Raw genomic sequence first — 18,400 nt, forward strand, 5'->3', positions numbered from 1 at the left:
GCATCCCGACATTCAAATCGGGAAGGTTCCAGGTTGAATCCTTAGCCTGTAAAATATAAGGATACTTTTTGGTCCGTTAGCTCAGCTGGATAGAGCAACTGCCTTCTAAGCAGTAGGTCTCAGGTTCGAATCCTGAACGGATCACACAGCTAATTCAATTAGCTTCAAAAAGCCTTAAATCTTATGATTTAGGGCTTTTTTGTTTTATTTGATTCATATAATACCAACGAATATCAAATAAAATGTGCCCTATTTGTGCCCTAATCTATTATTACTAAATTGGGGCACAAAATCAGGTTAATGTGGTTTAACTATATTTTAACTCACTTTATCTGATACTTTATTAATTGTTGTCGTCATTTGTTGTGCCCCTTTTGTTGCTCAAAACTGTAATGTTTAAATCATTAATTAAATGTTATGAGCAACTCATTCTCAGTACGGTTTATACTGAAAAAGTATAAAGCAAAAAACGGAAAAGCACCTATTTACATTAGGTTAACTCACAATGGAAAACATTGTGACAGTTCATTAAAAAGAAAGATTCCAGTAGAAAAATGGAATACTAATCAGAGAGTTTCTGGAACTTCTATAGAAGTTCGAAAGCTTAACAGATATCTTGATCAGATCTATAATAAAGCTTTTGAAATCTTTGAGAATTTGCAGTTAAAAGATGAATTCATCTCAGCAGAAATCATCCGAAACAAACTATTCAACCTAGAGGAAGAACAGCAAATTACACTGCTCTCAGCTTCAAAGTATCACTATGACCAAAACATCAATAATTTTTCAACAGGAACCTTAAAGCACTATAAAGTGACAGAGCGCTACTTTGAAAGGTTCTTAAGCGCCAAAAAGAATCTTTCAGATATAGCCATCGAGAAAGTCGACTATAAGTTTCTACTTGATTTCGAAGCATTTTTGAGAGCTTGGAAACCAAAAGACCATCAAAAACCAATAGGTCATAATGGGATAATGAAACACATGTGCAGGTTTAGAAAGGTGTTGAATTATGCTTACAAAATGGACTGGATAGCCGATACCCCTTTTAAGAAATACCATATCTCCTATGAAAAATCAACAAGAACCTATCTAACAGAAGAGGAATTGTCAGCAATTGAGGTAAAGGAATTGGATATTGCAAGACTAGAACAAATCAGGGATATATTTATTTTCAGCTGCTATACAGGGCTTTCTTATATTGACCTATTCAATTTAAGCAAAGATCATATTGTAATTGGAATTAATGGAGAAAAATGGATCCAATATAAACGTCAGAAAACCTCCACCCCATTCTCTGTTCCTTTATTACCAAAAGCACTTGAATTGATTGAAAAATATGAAGATCATCCCAAGGCTCAAGAAAACCAATTATTGCCAGTGGTTTCCAATCAAAAAACAAATGCATACTTAAAGGAAATAGCTGATATTTGCGGAATCAAAAAGCAGCTAACATTTCACATTGCAAGGCATACATTCGCTACCACAGTTACTTTAACTAATGGTGTTCCAATGGAAACAGTCAGCAAAATGTTAGGCCATACCAAATTATCAACCACTCAAATCTACGCCAAGGTAGTAGAGAATAAAATCGGTACTGACATGGCAGCACTTCAGGAAAAGCTTTCAAATTCAGAACAGATGAGAAAGGCAGACTAATCTGCCTTTCTTTTACAATAAATCACCAAATCAAATCGTAATGATAAGGCAAAATAGTTGTATTAATTTATTGTGATTTATCAACATTTGTATAATATTGCAGTCAAATAGTACTACTTATTATTGTTTAAAATCAATAATATTTCAGCCAAATTGAACCACTACCCAAGACAATAAAAGTATATTCTAAAACTAAAACCTTTGGCTTAAATTGAGATATGAACTACAGAAGTTTGATGACTTCGTCTCAAACTATTTATCTTCGGAAAACAACAAACAACTATCAACATCCGAGTTTCATCAGTGGAAACAAACTTTTATTAAAGAGCAAGAAAGAATCCAGAACGCTTTTATGGCCTTGGCTTTCAGTAATAATGATGACAAAATCATTGAACGCCAAATTCAGCTCTATCAAAACAAACTGATTCTACTTTCAAATGAGTTATCAAAGCACATCGGTTCTCAGGTAAATACTGAGGAAAATGTGGTTGCTGATAATGATCTACATTCTAGATTATTGATAGAACTTTTAAAATGCCTTACGGCATTGTTAACCTTTATTGAAAAGCACTTTACAAAATACTTCTGTCAGGACAGCATCATTTCTGCATCTTATTTTGAAACATCAAAATCCATCCTCCTCAATAAACTAATAGGGATAAAAGAACAAAGCCTCAAAAAGAAATTAGACCCGAAACTTTTAAGAATCATTCACTATCACATGAAAAACTATATTGATTCGCCCAAAGGCTCATCATATAGAAAATTCATTTATTGTAAAACCTTTATTGCAGAAATACACAACATCGTATCTTCCAGCCTTTTAGGCTTAAAACTCGAAAAGCAATTGATTGTAAACCTGATATATCTGAACTTTAATGTTTATGCTTTCTACAGTTATCTTGGCAAACGGATAATCAAACACTATCAGTCAAAATCAACATATCAAGAGCAATTAATTTGTCTCAAACGATTCAAAAAATTAATACAACAATCTCAAATTAAACCTGATTTTGAATTTAATCAAGGAGTTGAAAGTCTTAAAAATACTTTGTCCAAATGGATTGAAGAGGAAATTTCTTTCTTTAAAGAACGTAGGCAATTGGCCATACAGTTTAAAGAAAAATCCTCTCGAAAAAATCTACCTGCAAAAAATACTGATAAAATCTATAGTAATTTGTCTGTAGCTCAGTTAACCTATTTAATGAAGTTGATGGCTAATGCCAAAATATTCACACCTGAGAGCTTATCTCATCTTGTGAATTTCATCTCCTATAACTTTTCAACGGCTGGTCAAAAGAGCTTATCCAGGAAGAGTGTCAGGAATAAAATGTATTCAATAGAAGCTAACACAATTGATAATATTCAACAATTGATGGAGGCATTAATTGAGCAGGCTGAAAGTGACAAAGAGTTGCTTTAGGCCTCCTCATCCATAAACCTTTCCAACCCGTGATCTTCCAAAAAATTCAAGTATTCCAACAACATCCTTTTGGTAAATCCCTCTGTTTGGTCCAGCTTTTTTGTGCCAACGATTATGAAATCTGACACAGTGAGTAATCCTTCCATTTGAGCAAATTCCTTGATTTCCGAACTGAAGTTCAATTCGGAAATGGAGTGATTCATTATGTTCAAAGAGGTGTTTTTCATGATCTTTCACACCCCGCTAAAAGTAGCGTGGGTTAGCAGCCCCAGGCACCACGGGAACCGCCAAGCTCCCAAACGCACGCTGAAAACTGCGCCCACGCATAGCGTGAGCGAACAGCTTCTAGTCGTGCGTCTAAAATTGAAATTGGCGGTTTCGTGGTGCACTATCTAAGCTTTCGCTTCAATATTTTTTTACTTCGATATTTTCTGATGCAAATATAGGTATTTAAAATCTTTTAACCCTCCCCTAAATTATCCCTCTAAAATTTTTTTACATTTTTTTTACTGCCAAAATCGCTGTTTCCAGTAAATTGAAGGGGGTTGCAAGGGGGTTGTGCAACCCCCTTGCAACTGGTTTGATATTCCTCATTTTCCCAGCTTTGTCCCGACAACAAAAACAACTAAAATTTATGGCAGCAGAAGTAATCACAACAGACGACTTGCACGAGTTCAAATTGGAACTTGTGGACGAATTCAGAAAGCTCCTTTCGGAGCAAAAAGGGGTTTCAACCAAAAAATGGTTGAAATCCGATGAGGTTAGAAAACTCCTGGGTATTAGTCCTGGTACGCTTCAAAACCTCAGGGTAAACGGCACCTTGCCATTCACCAAAATGGGCGGGGTTTTATACTACGATTCTCAGGACATTCACAGCATTTTGGAACAAAACAAAATAAGCTGATGGATACTCATGAAAACTCAACACAGGAACCGGTGAATTTCATTCACCAGTTCCTATCAGCAATGGATAAAATTTCAGATACACCTGAAATGAATACCTCTCATGTCAGTCTCTATATTGGCTTGTTTACCATTTGGAATTATAGTCACTTCAAAAAGACTATCTCAATTAGTAGAAAAGATGTGATGAATATTTCAAGAATAGGCTCTAAGCACACTTATTACAAATGTTTAAAAGACCTCCACCGAATGGGTTTTTTGAAATATTCCCCATCTCGCAATCCAATGATAGGTAGCTTAATAGAGATGACCACTTTCAGTACAAGTACTGAACAAGCAGTGAACAACCTTAGGGGCAATAATGAGACAAGTACTGCACTAGTTGGGGGCAAAAGTGGTACAAGTAGTGAACAAGTACTGCACCAGCTTAGGGGCAAAAGTGGTACAAGCAGTGAACAAGTACTGCACCCTTACATAAACAATACAAACTATATAAACAATAAACAATATATATATGAAAAAAATAAAAATTCAGAAAAAGAAAAAACTAAAAGCAGCACAAATTCAAGAGCTTCAGCTCCAGTCTCGGATTCTGGCAAAAACGCATCACCAAAAGGTTCGCGTTTCACACCACCATCAAAAAAAGAGCTAAAAGCTTTTTTTGAACAGCAAACCGAAAAGTATTCTATTCCGGTTCGCTTAGCTCCCGTGGAGGCTGAAAAATTTTTCAATTATTATTCAGCAAAAGGCTGGAAAGTGGGCTCAAAATCGCCCATGAAAGATTGGAAAGCAGCAGTGCGAAACTGGCTCTTGAATTTTAAAAAATTCAATGGCTTTCAAAACGAGAAAAATGAAGCTGGCAAACTCCACAACAAAGAGGACAAAAGATATGACATACCGCTTTGACATCCAAAGCATCAACGCTGGAGGTCTCCGACCTCCACTTTTTTAATAAAAAACTCAAACCCAATGCAACCAAAAAACTATTCTAGCAAGAAATTTCAATTCGAAAGATGCATTGATTTCCTGCAAAAAGCAGGACAAACAGAATTTGGAAATCACTTTAAAGTTTACCGTGCTGACTATGAAATTATCTTCAAAATACTGGCGTATTTTTTCGAGGATGAAAAGCTCTGTGAGCAATACAAGCTTTCCATAAGAAAAGGACTTCTTTTGACTGGTCCCGTAGGCTGTGGCAAAACAACACTCATGATGCTCTTCCGCCACTTCCTCCACGCAGTCCACAAATACCCTGTTAAATCAACCAGAGAAATTTCTTACGAATTTCTAGACCATGGCTTTTCCATTATCAACAAATATTCAAAAGCCCATTTCCAACGCTATCAAGACCAAATGGTACCTCGTACCCTTTGCCTCGATGACCTCGGCCTAGAATCCACTATCAAACATTTCGGAAATGAAACTAACACAATAGCTGAAATACTTCTTAATCGCTATAGCCTTTTCACCTCCAGAGGAATGATTACCCATGCCACTACAAACTTAAATCCTGCTGAATTAGAAAATCTCTATGGAAATAGAGTGAGGTCGAGAATGAGAGAAATGTTCAATTTGATTCCCTTTTCTTCAAATGACAAAAGGATTTAGTTACGATTAACGAAATCCTTTTAATTGTTAAGAAATTACAATAGTTTCATCTTAAAATTGTTGATGCAACTAAAAAACTTATGGCAATAGCAAAGGTTAGATGAAATTAAGTGCTGAATAAGTGATTTTTATCCATTAAAAAATTTATCAGAACTATATATGCAATTATAAGTAGAACAATTTTTGCAACAAAAAAGAACCAAGTAGGAAAATTTAGTACTCTAGGATAATGAACATCATCTTCTGCCTGTTTAGCAGAGGTAATTCTCAGCAGAATCCCTATCATCACCGAGCCATAGATAAACTGCATAAGATCAGATAGTAAAGCAAGACAAAAAATTAGCAAAGGTTTATACAAAATCTCGGGTAACTTAAACTCAGTCCCTTCATAAACTTTGAAGATCCAAATTATTGCTATTCCAGCAAAACATAGCTGACGGCTAAGGTCACTTGCTTTGGTTGTAAAAACATCAAATGATTGACGTACATATTCTAATTTCATTAATACTTTTTTGGTCCTGTATTGTTACTATCATCCTCTTTTCGTGATTGAACTTCAATTCTGATTTCTTGTGCAAGATTTTTCAAATCTTGCATTCCTTTTCTTATTCTAGTACCGGCAGCTTGATTTCCTTTATTATAGAACTTATCAAAGTCTTCTTCCAATGATAAAAGTAATTCTTTGATTGCTTCAAACCTTTTCATAATTTCTATTAATTTCTATTAAAATTAATAAATCCATCTAACAAATGCTAAAATGAATATGCATACATAGTTTTCTCCAAATTCTAGTTTTAGTATTATTCTAGCAAATGAGCTTCATATTCTTTTTTGCTGGGCATTAACTATGCCTTGTATCCATTCCCTTTTTTGTTTTATTTATTTCTTCCATCATTTTACTGTTTCCAAGTATTTTACAAATGCCTTGAAACCTACAAATCCTCTAAATTGGGAAAATAATAGAATTAAAACATTGCTATCACAGTCTCCTTCCCTTTTGGAGAAGGATTAAGGATGGGGCTAATACCCTAGTCGAAATCATCCTCAATCGTTACAATCTTTGCATCAACAGAGGAATTATAACACAAACCACCATAAACTTGAACCCTGACCACCGAAAAAGCTTTAGAGTTAGATCAAGGATCAGAAAAATGATTAATTTAGTCCCATTTCAATCATCTGATAAAAGAACTTAATGAGTCCAATCCTTATTGGTTTATCGCATTTTGTTGGAAACTCATCAAAAATTTTTATTAATATATATTATCCACTAATTTGACACTTTGAATATTAACAATGTTGATATTCAATTTTAATTATTTCATCGTAGTTTGTAATTATGTCAATTTTAAGTAAAAAGCGTGAAATTAATCGACTCATCAAATCTTTCGAAAGCGAAGCAGATCAGTATCATGACATTGACTTTCATATTTATACTATAAACCAATCGCAAAGCACTATTAACAGGAAGTTTCGAAGACCAAATCATGGTATAATGTTATGGCAATACATTGGCGAATTAGGCTCTGATAAGGCATTGACCGAATTTACTGAGAATCTACAAGACAGTGATCTCAAATGGGGTGTCAGAGGAGCAAAATTGACCAAATACGGTATAATTGAAGGACAAGGCACAATTCAGTTTTTAAAAATGGCAAAACGTGCTGGTTCTTTATTTAGCGAGTCTGAAACAATGAAATTTAAATCAAGAGTGTTTCAAGAGATTCAGGACGATGAATTAAGAAAAAATCCAAAATCGAAACCAACCGTAGCTACAAATGACAATCCATTAGCCATTTGGCTGAATTATCTGTTATACTTCATATCAAAGAATAATCCGTATCGACAATACTCAACAAAAATAGAACCAGATCTTTTTACTTTGTCTTTGCTAGCATTAGAAAAAATGGTAGAAGATGAAACACCTAACAAATCAGATAAATCATCAACGAAGTTAACTGATATTAATTTCAAAGTTGCTGTGTCATTTCCAGGAGAGAAAAGAAGGTACGTTTCCAGTGTAGTTGATAACTTAAGAGCCCAATTAGGCAAAGACAAAATTTTCTATGATTTCGATTATCAAGCACAAATTGCACGTCCTAATGCTGATGTTCTTTTACAAGATATCTATCATAAGCAATCAGAGTTGATTGTAGTCTTTCTATGTCAGGAGTACTCTCAAAAAGACTGGTGTGGTTTGGAATGGAGAGGCGTTCGTGACTTAATAAAAGCCAAAGAAGATGACAAAATTATGTTTGTGAGATTTGATAATGCAGAAATCGATGGTGCTTTTTCCATAGATGGCTATATTGATGGAAATATATTCCAGCCTAAAGAAGTAGCAAGCTTCATTATTGAAAGAATTAACATTCTCTAATGAATGCTTAAAAATCTGTGTTAAAGTTCTTAAATGCTGCAATTTTCAATAAAGTAAACTGAGAAGTATTTAATTTAAGGACCATTCCAGTCTGATCTTAAAAATTAAAATTTTAATTACTTTTTATTAATAACAAATTCTACTAACTTATTTATCAAAGACATGTGGCTAACTCTAAATACACTTCTTACCTATCAATAACGTGTAAATGATATATCAGTTAGAGCTAGTCGATAATTTAACCAAACCACCTGAAGATGAAAAATCTTTCTTTATTAATAGTACTATTCATTTCATTTAAGACCTTTTCCCAAAGTCCAGTTTCACCAAATCTTACTATCGGAGCTGGAAAAGTCCTTTTTGAAAAAGGACAACTGGACAGTGAACTAATAGCAGAAATAGTTTCTACAAAACAGGATGAGGTAAAAACCCAACTAACCAAAAACTTAATAAATAAATACTTAAGCAACAGTAATCTAGCGTTAAAAACCTTTGTTGCAAATAATCTTGATCTATTATTCAGTGAATCTTCAAAAGATATCAAAAAGAAAGAACTCCTTAAAAATTCAGCAGAATTGGCTGTCACAATGGGTTTTGCAGAATATTTTTTAGGAGATTTATCTAATAGGACAAATCAGTTTTTTAAAGAACAGAGAAATTATGATTTGAAGCTAGATAAAGACTTCAAAAGTGAAATAATAAAACGCGAAGAGCTAGAATTTCTTTTCGAATATATGCGAAATCTAAGTTTAGACTCAAGAGTAATTTTCTTTCATTACTTCTTTGGAAGCATGGACATCAAGATAGATAAATCTGGCAATTTGAACGATCAAAGATATGACCAGTTCATTTTATCGGTAGAAAATCACCAGAACGACCTTTCTAACATCACAGATTTAAAGGAATCGGTTAGGTTTAAAAAAGATAAAGAGTTTTACGATTCGCTTTCTTTAAGATCAAAAATATATTTCAGTTCGTCTTACTATTCAGTCAAAGGTTTTAGTAAATACGATCCAAGGCTTTTTACCCAAAACCCTGAGAAGATTAAGAAAACTAACACTGAAAAAAATGCATTCAAATTTATAAGTTCACAAAGCTCTGACAATGATCAATACAAATATTTGATCAAGCCAAATTTACTCTCAATTTTTAAAAATGAACAAGACTTTGCATCTGAAAAATCAGGCGACTTCACTAGCCCTAACCATATTTATATTGATCTTGTATACGAAACTCTCAGAAGTAATGAGAAAATAAAACAATTAGGTTTTTTTCAGAGAGAAAGAAACGAGTCCCATGCCAATTCTCGCTACATGTTTCTTAAAAGTGTCAAAAGCCATACTTTTAAAGAATATTTTGAGCCGCTTGAACAAATTATTTCTAACAAAATTGATGTCCTTATTATCTATTATGAATTGGCTCAAACTGTGCTTCATGAAGTCAAAACAAACCCTGACATAGTTAAAATGTATAAACAAGGTATCGAAAAAGATAAAACGCTGCAGCTAACGAAGGAATTAAATTTACTCAAAGAAAAAATAATAACAGCAAATTCTGATGTCCAAATTCCAGACCAAGAAAAAGCCTTCCTTAAAGAGCTAATGCAAAATCTTTCTCAAATTGAATATGAAACATCTGTCCTAAATAACTATGTTAATTATTTCAGATCGGCTGTTATCCCCACTATTACTAGCTTTAGATTCAGCAACAATGCTTACCGAGAAATCTTGATTCAAGCTGATAGCGTCTATACAGGTCTGCGGCAGGTTGGTATATCTAGGACATTTGAATTAGTTGGAATAAGTGATAATGATTTCTCCACTGAATACATTTCTAATGTTTGCAAAATAGATTCCGCGATGGAGTCTTTTAAACCGTACCTCACTCTACTCCAATATTTGGGTAGTTTAGATCAGGCCACAACTTATGATCGTATTTTCAAATTTATCGCTGACTTAGGTGATATAGCTAATAATCAAGAATCTCAAAAAATAATTAACACAATGGTTAATTATTTTGATAAGTATGCTTTGGTTAATGAGGAAAGTAATAGTATTCAAGTTGATTTAGAGGGCATTACTTCAGAATTATATAGTAGATATCAAGAAAATCTCAACAGTAGATTTTCTTTAATGTTTACTGTTGGAATTAATACAGCTACACCTTGGGTCAAAGATTCTCAACTAAGTTTTTTAAAAGACAGTACAGGAATCTCTCCTTCAAGTGCCTCTTTTGTAAGTGAAAAAATAGGTTTTAGGTTTAATGTATTTGATTTTGCAAGAAAAAGCTCTACCAAGGGTGGAGCATATACACCTATACTAAATGACATTCACATATTAGGTTACTTTTCTGGTCTCTTATATCAAATAGATGCTTTAAATAGTGTTAATGGTTTCGATAAAACTACTTTTGGTCTTGGAATCGGAACAACATTTTTTAATGATCTATCATTTAACTTATCATATGCTGGGGCTGTTAGTTCTTGGAATAAAAGTAATTATATAAACATTGGGTTTGATATTCATATAACAGAGTATCTAAATCAATTAAATAAGCGTAGAAAAGAAAAAAAACTTGCAAAATAAAGGCATCTAGCAACTTCCATACATAAATATTAACTTGTAGAATTCAAGGGAGAATAATTAATTCAAAATGTATTCAACAGTGCACAAAATACGGTTTCTTCAAATCTTTACACTAAGCCAATCAATCTGGTAAATCCCACCAAAATCAAAAAAACAATGGCTTATCTGGTACGGAACTTTTTACAGACGGCTCTCCGAAAAAAAATATTTATCTGAATTAGTACCATGTACGTGCTATGTAAGAATATTGATTATTTCTCCAAGAATCATCTTTTCTAAATCATTTTCAATAGGTTTTTGCACCTAATTCTTCAAGTCACCATGAGAAGGCTTTATAATTGTACTCAAAATGGCAAAAAGAAATAGAATTAATATTGGTCTTAGCTTTAATTTTTTGAATTTCTAACTTTTTTTCGTGCCTTAGAATTTATCCATAGATTGAGGAACCCTCACTTATAATCAAAGTAACATGTCTCTAGTCAGGACTTTTTCTTATTCTTACTTTAAAATAGTTAATCAGTAACTGTAATTTATTTTGTAATTATTTACCAGTGATTTTTTACGTTTTGTCTTTTCTTTTAAATAAAACTAATTTTGTTTCACTAAATAAAATTAACTTTTCGCTTACATGACCATATATCATAAAATTGACAACTTCATATTTTCATTATTCAATATCAAGTCCGAAGATGAAGGAAAGCTCATAGATGCTGCCAAGCAATTTTATTCCTTCCAAGGCATGGAACCAACGGTTTCAATTTCTGAAGGCTTACTCAAAATAGAGCTAAATGAAAAAGGATCAAATCAGGCTAATCAGGAGTTTCAGGAAGTATTGGATTTATGCAATAGCCGTCAATTTGAAGAAGCAAAGCCGTTAATAGAGTCCATTATTAAAGAATCCCCTCAAGTTTCAGAATTCCATAGAGTCTATGGTCAAATCCTATCTGAATTGGGCGATCAAGAAGAAGCACAAAACGAACTCATTGACGCTTTAAAATGGGATCCAAATAATGAATGGGCATTACTCATGATGGGCAATATTTTAGTCAAAGAAAAAAATGACATTGATGCAGCCCTGAAATACTATGACCAAATTCTTGAAACCAATCCAGAGGAAAACATCACCCTTAATAATATTGGTGCAGTCCTCATGAACCAAGGCAGATTCTTAGAGGCTCAAAAATACTTTCAAAAATCAATAGAAATCCAGCCTGAGTTCCCTAACCCTTACTATGCATTGGGCAGATGTCATTCAGCACTCAAGCAACATTCAAAAGCTTTTGAATTAGCAATTACCGCAGCTAAAAAGAATAATCAGCGAGATGAGATTTATACAAGCTCACTTCAATTAGCTTTAGATTCTGCCACAGCCATTCGTGAAGATAGAGATGAATTCGAAACAGTGGAGTCTTACAAATTAGAGCTACAGGAAAGATCAGGTGTTGAAATCACCATTGAGCCTGACCCTACTATCCAAACGGCTGCTAAGTTGGAAATCAATGAGAAATACAAAAGAGGTTATCATCTAGTTAAGTTCAACCCTAAGCATTCCAATGTTGAGCATTTAATAATGCACGAACTAGTGCATTTAGAATTCATCTTGGATGCTCGGGATAATGGAGAGAACTTCCTTTTCACCTCATCAAACCACCACAAGAGCAACTTCGAAAAGCCTCTTCAAAAATACAAGGTCAAACTAATCAAAAATGGAATTGAACCCAATAAGGCTGACAAACTAATCAACTCACTTTTTGATGGCATTAATGGTCAAATTTATAATACACCAATCGATATCTTCATAGAAGATTTACTTTATAAAAAGCATGAAAACTTAAGACCAACCCAATTCCTTTCAATATTCAATATTGTTAAGGATGGAATCAAAGCCACTACTTCAAAAGATATTGTCAATCTAACCCCTGCAAAAGTGGTTTCCGTTTCCAAAATTTTAAACTTGGTCAATGCCTTACATTTTAAAGACCTATTTGGGGTAGATTTAATTCAACAGTTCAAGGCTACGCCTTTAGAGAAAAAACAAGGCGAAGAATTTTTTGAAGAGTTTAGTGAATATAGGCAGGACAAACAACCAGGGGAAGAATATGAAATCATCCAACATTGGGCGGAAGATCTAGAAATTGATACTTACTTCGAATTAAAAGATGAAATGGAAGTTTATAAATCTCAATCAGCAAAAGTAAATTCTCCTGAAGATGTATTGGAATCAATTGAGAAAGATCCTTACGGATTAGATCAAGAGAATCCTGATAATGAAGCAGAGATGAAAACTTTCATCGAAACCCATTCTAAAGGAGATGTGAACATGGCGGTGGCCATGTACATGGTGGAGGCTTTAAAATACTTCTCCAATATGCCGCAGGAAGATATTAAAAAAATAGCTTTTGAAATTGCTCATATTGGCATTACTGGTATCAACCCATCAAGTAATTATAAGGTAGGTTCCATTCCAGGCAAATCCTTTTCAGGTTATCACCTATTAGCTTATTATTATACAAGCTGGGCTCTGGCAGTTCCTGAAATGCTTTCGCAGCTCCAAATGCCATTCGATGAGGAATTCCGACTGGCTAACCTACTTAACGAAAATTGATCATGAAACTACCTCCTCTATTCAAATGCTTTCCCATTACAGAATCTTTGGCTGAACTTTATGGAGGTTGGTCAGAAGGTCCAATCTTCAAAGTCAGCTTTACAGCTGAAAGTTTTGAATTGGCCATCGAAAAAACCAATATCTATTTAGCTAAGCATGGCTTCACCTACGAACTGAAAGTGGAGGACTTTGAGGAAGAAAAATCTATCGATTTTGCAGATTTAACATTTGCAAAAAACATCACTGCAAAAAATCAAATACTTTTAGCCTACCACCAACCACTTGATAATAAACCTTTAGATAATATCTTGGCTTTCCTTAACAGCTTCAGAGAAGAAAGAGATTGGAAGAAGTTCCACACTTCCAAAGACCTGTCCCTGGCCATCAATTCCGAAGCGGGCGAATTAGCAGATCTATTCCTTTGGGATCGGGCGGAAAGGGTCAATGAGGAAAAAGTAAAAGACGAGTTAGCGGATATAATAACTTATTGCATATATTTAGCAGGTAACTACAAAATAGATTTATTGGATGCCATAATATCCAAAACCATCTTAAATTCAGAAAAATACCCTGTGGCCAAAGCAAAAGGCTCTGCTAAAAAATATAACGACATATGATTGTATACAAATCAACCAAAAAAGATTTCCTAGTAGATGTTTATGATGCAGATATCCAAGACATTGTACGGGAAGCAGTTGAGAAAAAACTGTTTATAAAAGTTGGTGATAGCGAGCTAAATTCATGGGGTAACTCAATTCCTCAAGTTGAATTAATTCTTAGGGATGAAGACATCCCTGATGATGCCTTAGTGGCTATTGAATACAACATTCCACGAACACAAAACAGGATTGATTTTATCATAAGTGGCACTGGTGAAAATGGAGAAGATAATGTCATCCTGATCGAATTAAAGCAATGGTCTAAAGCCACACTTACAGAAAAAGATGCTATTGTATCTACTCGCTTCGCTCATGGCGAAAAAGAAACGGTTCATCCTAGCTATCAAGCTTGGTCATACTCCATGCTTCTCAAAGGGTATAATGCTGCAGTCTATGAAGGAAAAATCAACCTTTTCCCATGTGCCTACCTCCACAATTATAATGATGATGGCATCATCTCAAATGAATTCTATAAAGATCATATTACAAATGCTCCGCTTTTTTGTAAAGGTGATAAAAGGGATTTTAGGGAATTTGTCAAACGCTTTATAAAATATGGCGATAAAAAGGATTTGATCCTAACCATTGAAAATGGCGAATTAAGGCCTTCAAAAAAGTTGGCCAACAGTTTATCCTCATTAATTAAAGGCAATAAAGAATTCACCCTAATTGATACTCAGAAGGAAGTATACGAAACAGCAAAATCAGGAGCGATTGCAGCAAAAAATGGCCATAAAAAAGTCTTGATTGTGGAGGGTGGTCCAGGAACTGGTAAATCAGTAATAGCCATAAATTTATTGGTGGAACTTACCAAGAAAGGGCTTATCACGCAGTATGTAACTAAAAACTCAGCCCCTAGAAAAGTCTATGAATCAAAGCTGACGGGTACAATCAAAAAAACGCAGTTCTCCAACCTATTTTCAGGTTCAGGCTCATTTCATAATGCAAAGCCAAGTTCATATGATGCCCTAATAGTGGATGAAGCGCACAGGTTAAACGAGAAATCAGGCCTATTCTCTAATTTAGGTGAAAATCAAATCAAAGAAATCATATCCTCCTCCGTTTTCTCCATCTTCTTTATCGATGAGAAACAAAAAATTCATATAAAGGACATTGGCTCTATCGAAGAAATTAAAGTATGGGCAGAAACAGCTGGTGCAGAAGTAGAAATAATGCAACTAACGTCCCAATTCAGGTGCGAAGGATCAGATGGTTATTTAGCATGGATAGACAATTCTCTTCAAATCAGACCCACAGCTAATAAAACACTAAATAAAAAAGAATACGACTTCAGAGTGTACGATACGCCTACAGCATTAAGAGATGAAATTTACAAATTAAATGAAATAGACAACAGTGCCCGATTGCTTGCCGGTTATTGCTGGGATTGGAACAGCAAAAAAGACCCTGAACTTATGGATATCATTATACCGGAATACAATTTTGAAATGCAATGGAATTTGGGCAAAGATGGTATGCTATGGATCATCAAACCAGATTCAGTTTCAGAGATAGGCTGTATCCATACATCCCAAGGTTTAGAGTTAGATTATGTAGGCGTCATAATTGGCGATGATCTAGTAGTTCGTGATGGCGAGATTATTACCGATGCCTCCCAAAGGTCTCGAATGGATCAATCAATTAAGGGTTTTAAAAAACGCCATAAAGCCAACCCTGTTGAAACCGATAAGCTGATGGATGAAATAATTAAAAATACCTACAGAACTTTGATGACCAGGGGCATGAAAGGATGTTTCCTATATTGCACTGATGAAGAAACTTCAGAGTACTTTAAAAATTTAATCAACTATTAAATCGTAAAATATTTATAATTATTAATAAAATCCCTATGCTGAACGATAAAAAATCAATATAGTTTAATCATCTAAAATCTTTACAATTTTCAATCAACGATAGTTTTATGTCAAAATATCCAAGTAAAATCACCTATTCCCTTTTACCTCTTCTTTCCGCTCTTTTATTAGCAATCTCATGGTTATACTATGATTTACTAGTTTTTATTGCACTACTACCACTGTTCTACTTTTTGAAAAAATGCGCGAATAAATCTGAAAAATCTATCGTGGTATTCTCAATGCTGTACTTAACTTACATACTTTTCAATGCGATAAGCAGCTTTTGGATAGTGAATGCTAACACTAATGGATTTTTAGGAATAGTTGTTTTGAATTCAGTTGTATTAGCCCTTCCCTGGATTATATATTGGTTCTATTTAAAAAGTCGTAATTCAAAGTATTCCTTCTTAGTTTTAATATTATCATGGCTGTCAGTAGAATTTTTACATAATAAATGGGATTTGGGTTTCCCAATGTATTCATTAGGAAATTTTCTCAATGACACTATCGAAATTATTCAATTTTATGAATTTACAGGTCTAAGGGGTGGAACATTATTAATATTGATCACTAATTATGTTATATTCTTAGGACTAACTTCGTACAAACAGTATAAGGCATATATTATTTCATTCACTTTGATTTTATTATCGCTGTTCTCATGGTCTATATATCGCTTTCAATCATATGAAGAAAAAGAAAACCCTATCTCAGTTGCCGTTTTACATACCTTTGCTGATGTATATACATTTAAGTATAATTTGAGTGATACTCAACTTCTAAAGTTCTATTTAGAATCTCTAAAGAAAATGCCAGGCAATATTGATCTATTTATTTTACCGGAAACAGCTTTTCCAAATATGAGATGGGTGGAAGATCTACACATTAATTCTACATTAAGCAATTTAAACAGCTGGTTGTTAGAAAATGATATTGCCAGCGTCATCTCTGGTTCTATTTTAAATGAACTGTATTACGGTGAATCGTCTGATCCAGCTGGCACAAAATATATTGAAAACACAAATCAATTTTACTACACGTACAATAGTTCCTTCTTATTGAATGCGAAAAACAATTTGCTTCGATATCGGCACAAAAAATACCTGGTCCCCTTCGAAGAGACTATTCCATTTTCATCTAAACTATCATTTCTTCAAGAACTAATACCATCCTTAGGTAATTTTAAATTTGCTTACAAAGAAACTAATTCTAACGTATTTGAATTTAAAAGTGGCAAATATATTGGGAATTTAATATGTTTTGAATCTTTGTTTTTTGATCTATACAGGGAAATGTCAAATAAGGGTGTTGGACTATTTTCAATTATCTTAAATGAAGGTTGGTATTATAATACAAATTTAACTGGGGCAAAATCATTCCACAAAATAGCAAAAATCAAAGCTATAGAATTTAGGAAACCTATTTTAAGATCTTCAAATCAAGGTATATCAAGTACTATAAATCAGAGAGGGCAAGTTATAAATCTTACATCTACCAATAAAAATAATCTGCTTTTAGATAATGTCAATTACAATACTAAAGCAACATTTTATTCAATATTTGGAGATTTTTTAGGATTAGTGTCATTAATTTTATTACCTTTAATATTAGTTAAAACCAAAAAAATTAAAACCCTATGAAATTTTATTACAAAACATTAATTTCTCTTTCTCTATTATTTATTATCCGACAAGCTAACGTTTTAGCTTGCGGAGACATCCAAGACGCATTTATTTCAGGTCCGACAACAATTCCAATTCAAGAGAGCTCCCAATTTACAATGAACATGACGGAAGCCTATAAATATGAGTCCCCATTTTGTCCTGGGACAACAGAAGGTTATCAAAGTACAACATGGAGTGTTAGTTCTCAAAACAATTTTGCAACAGGTGAAACTGTTAATATTAATCCGACAGCTTTGGGGCTTCAATTAGGACAATATCAACTAACTGGCTTTAATGATTATGGTAATCCTCAATGTGATGCTACATATTCAAAGAATATTACTGTTGCAGCACCTGATTTAACAATTGCTTCACCCTCTTTGTCTGGTAGTTCTCCAGTTTACAATTCAAATGCAACTTATACTATAAATGTTAGAGCTAGAAACAGGAATTCTGTAAGATCATTACCGACATCAGCCAAGATTTATTTTAGTACCAATAGTTCATACTCTAGTAATGATTTTTTTGCTGGTGAGGTTAATATTCCGGCAATCTCAGCCAATAGCGAGACTTCAAATATAAATGTTAATATTACAACTCCTTCTATAACTTTTTCTCCTTCGTATTTTTATATAATTATAGTTATTAATCAGAGCCAACAAATTATTGAGTCAACTTATGCTAATAATTCAGACGATTATTCGGTTACGGTTCAGAATTCTGGAGGTCGATTTTTAACTAACGATATTTCTATATACCCTAATCCTAGCAAGGATCGATTTAATATTGATTCAAACGGTAAAAATATCCAGAATATAATAGTTGTTGACGATAAAGGCAATGAGGTTTATAGACAAAATGTCAATTCAAATAAAAAGTTAATTGAAAATATAAATATATCATCTCTAAAACCAGGTAATTACATAATTAGATCTTATACTGATGACAATCAAGTTATCAATAAGAAGATAGTTGTGGAATAGATTTTACCATAAGAAAATTGCTTGAGATTTAAATAGGTTTTAATAAGAAATTTATATAGTCTCAAGCAATTTCATTCTATT

General features: G+C 33.6%; 15 protein-coding genes and 1 tRNA gene. 13 read left to right on the plus strand and 3 right to left on the minus strand.

Annotated features, from left to right (window positions below):
* The first annotated feature begins 70 nt into the window (after window positions 1-70).
* From B9Y84_RS01440 to B9Y84_RS01450, 3 genes are all read left to right on the plus strand, one after another.
* Window positions 71-144 (plus strand) — tRNA-Arg (locus B9Y84_RS01440).
* Between the two features lie 273 nt (window positions 145-417).
* Window positions 418-1,656, plus strand: a complete 1,239-nt coding sequence (locus B9Y84_RS01445; RefSeq protein WP_085515312.1) for a site-specific integrase — start codon at window positions 418-420, stop codon at window positions 1,654-1,656.
* A 211-nt stretch (window positions 1,657-1,867) separates the two neighbouring features.
* The gene (locus B9Y84_RS01450) at window positions 1,868-3,079 is read left to right on the plus strand and encodes a hypothetical protein (protein WP_139827917.1); all 1,212 of its coding nucleotides are present in this window, start codon (window positions 1,868-1,870) and stop codon (window positions 3,077-3,079) included.
* On the opposite strand, the gene B9Y84_RS01455 is transcribed toward B9Y84_RS01450, so the two are convergent.
* Window positions 3,076-3,282, minus strand: coding sequence for a hypothetical protein (locus B9Y84_RS01455; protein ID WP_085515314.1), 207 nt, complete (start codon window positions 3,280-3,282; stop codon window positions 3,076-3,078). The two genes, B9Y84_RS01450 and B9Y84_RS01455, sit on opposite strands and share 4 nt — an antisense overlap.
* Window positions 3,283-3,713: 431 nt before the next feature.
* Between B9Y84_RS01455 and B9Y84_RS01460 the strand changes: the two genes are divergently transcribed.
* The 3 genes from B9Y84_RS01460 to B9Y84_RS01470 all read left to right on the plus strand — a co-directional run bounded on the left by B9Y84_RS01460 (window position 3,714) and on the right by B9Y84_RS01470 (window position 5,590).
* Window positions 3,714-3,983: a helix-turn-helix domain-containing protein gene (locus B9Y84_RS01460; protein ID WP_085515315.1), complete on the plus strand. Its 270-nt coding sequence runs from the start codon at window positions 3,714-3,716 to the stop codon at window positions 3,981-3,983.
* Complete coding sequence (locus B9Y84_RS01465) at window positions 3,983-4,888, plus strand: hypothetical protein (protein ID WP_085515316.1); 906 nt, start codon at window positions 3,983-3,985, stop codon at window positions 4,886-4,888. Before B9Y84_RS01460 ends, B9Y84_RS01465 begins: the two co-directional genes overlap by 1 nt.
* A 63-nt stretch (window positions 4,889-4,951) precedes the next feature.
* Window positions 4,952-5,590: an AAA family ATPase gene (locus B9Y84_RS01470; RefSeq protein WP_085515317.1), complete on the plus strand. Its 639-nt coding sequence runs from the start codon at window positions 4,952-4,954 to the stop codon at window positions 5,588-5,590.
* 106 nt (window positions 5,591-5,696) lie between these two features.
* Here B9Y84_RS01470 and B9Y84_RS01475 read toward each other — a convergent pair whose 3' ends face one another.
* Window positions 5,697-6,092, minus strand: a complete 396-nt coding sequence (locus B9Y84_RS01475; protein WP_085515318.1) for a hypothetical protein — start codon at window positions 6,090-6,092, stop codon at window positions 5,697-5,699.
* Window positions 6,092-6,295: a histone H1 gene (locus B9Y84_RS01480; RefSeq protein ID WP_085515319.1), complete on the minus strand. Its 204-nt coding sequence runs from the start codon at window positions 6,293-6,295 to the stop codon at window positions 6,092-6,094. Before B9Y84_RS01480 ends, B9Y84_RS01475 begins: the two co-directional genes overlap by 1 nt.
* A 634-nt stretch (window positions 6,296-6,929) precedes the next feature.
* Between B9Y84_RS01480 and B9Y84_RS01485 the strand changes: the two genes are divergently transcribed.
* From B9Y84_RS01485 to B9Y84_RS01515, 7 genes are all read left to right on the plus strand, one after another.
* Window positions 6,930-7,967, plus strand: a complete 1,038-nt coding sequence (locus tag B9Y84_RS01485; protein ID WP_085515320.1) for a TIR domain-containing protein — start codon at window positions 6,930-6,932, stop codon at window positions 7,965-7,967.
* Window positions 7,968-8,224: 257 nt separating this feature from the next.
* Window positions 8,225-10,552 carry a hypothetical protein gene (locus tag B9Y84_RS01490; protein ID WP_085515321.1) on the plus strand — a complete coding sequence of 776 codons (2,328 nt, stop codon included), beginning with the start codon at window positions 8,225-8,227 and terminating at the stop codon, window positions 10,550-10,552.
* Between the two features lie 628 nt (window positions 10,553-11,180).
* Window positions 11,181-13,157, plus strand: coding sequence for a tetratricopeptide repeat protein (locus B9Y84_RS01495; protein ID WP_085515322.1), 1,977 nt, complete (start codon window positions 11,181-11,183; stop codon window positions 13,155-13,157).
* 2 nt (window positions 13,158-13,159) lie between these two features.
* Window positions 13,160-13,774, plus strand: coding sequence for a nucleotide pyrophosphohydrolase (locus tag B9Y84_RS01500; protein ID WP_085515323.1), 615 nt, complete (start codon window positions 13,160-13,162; stop codon window positions 13,772-13,774).
* Window positions 13,771-15,630 carry a DUF2075 domain-containing protein gene (locus B9Y84_RS01505; protein WP_085515324.1) on the plus strand — a complete coding sequence of 620 codons (1,860 nt, stop codon included), beginning with the start codon at window positions 13,771-13,773 and terminating at the stop codon, window positions 15,628-15,630. The genes B9Y84_RS01500 and B9Y84_RS01505 overlap by 4 nt, the downstream gene beginning before the upstream one ends.
* Window positions 15,631-15,737: 107 nt before the next feature.
* Window positions 15,738-17,312 (plus strand): apolipoprotein N-acyltransferase, encoded by a 1,575-nt coding sequence (gene lnt / locus B9Y84_RS01510; protein ID WP_085515325.1) that lies wholly within the window; start codon window positions 15,738-15,740, stop codon window positions 17,310-17,312.
* The gene (locus B9Y84_RS01515) at window positions 17,309-18,319 is read left to right on the plus strand and encodes a T9SS type A sorting domain-containing protein (protein ID WP_085515326.1); all 1,011 of its coding nucleotides are present in this window, start codon (window positions 17,309-17,311) and stop codon (window positions 18,317-18,319) included. The genes lnt and B9Y84_RS01515 overlap by 4 nt, the downstream gene beginning before the upstream one ends.
* Window positions 18,320-18,400: the final 81 nt, after the last annotated feature.

This window comes from Marivirga sericea (assembly GCF_900177665.1).
Lineage (GTDB): Bacteria > Bacteroidota > Bacteroidia > Cytophagales > Cyclobacteriaceae > Marivirga > Marivirga sericea.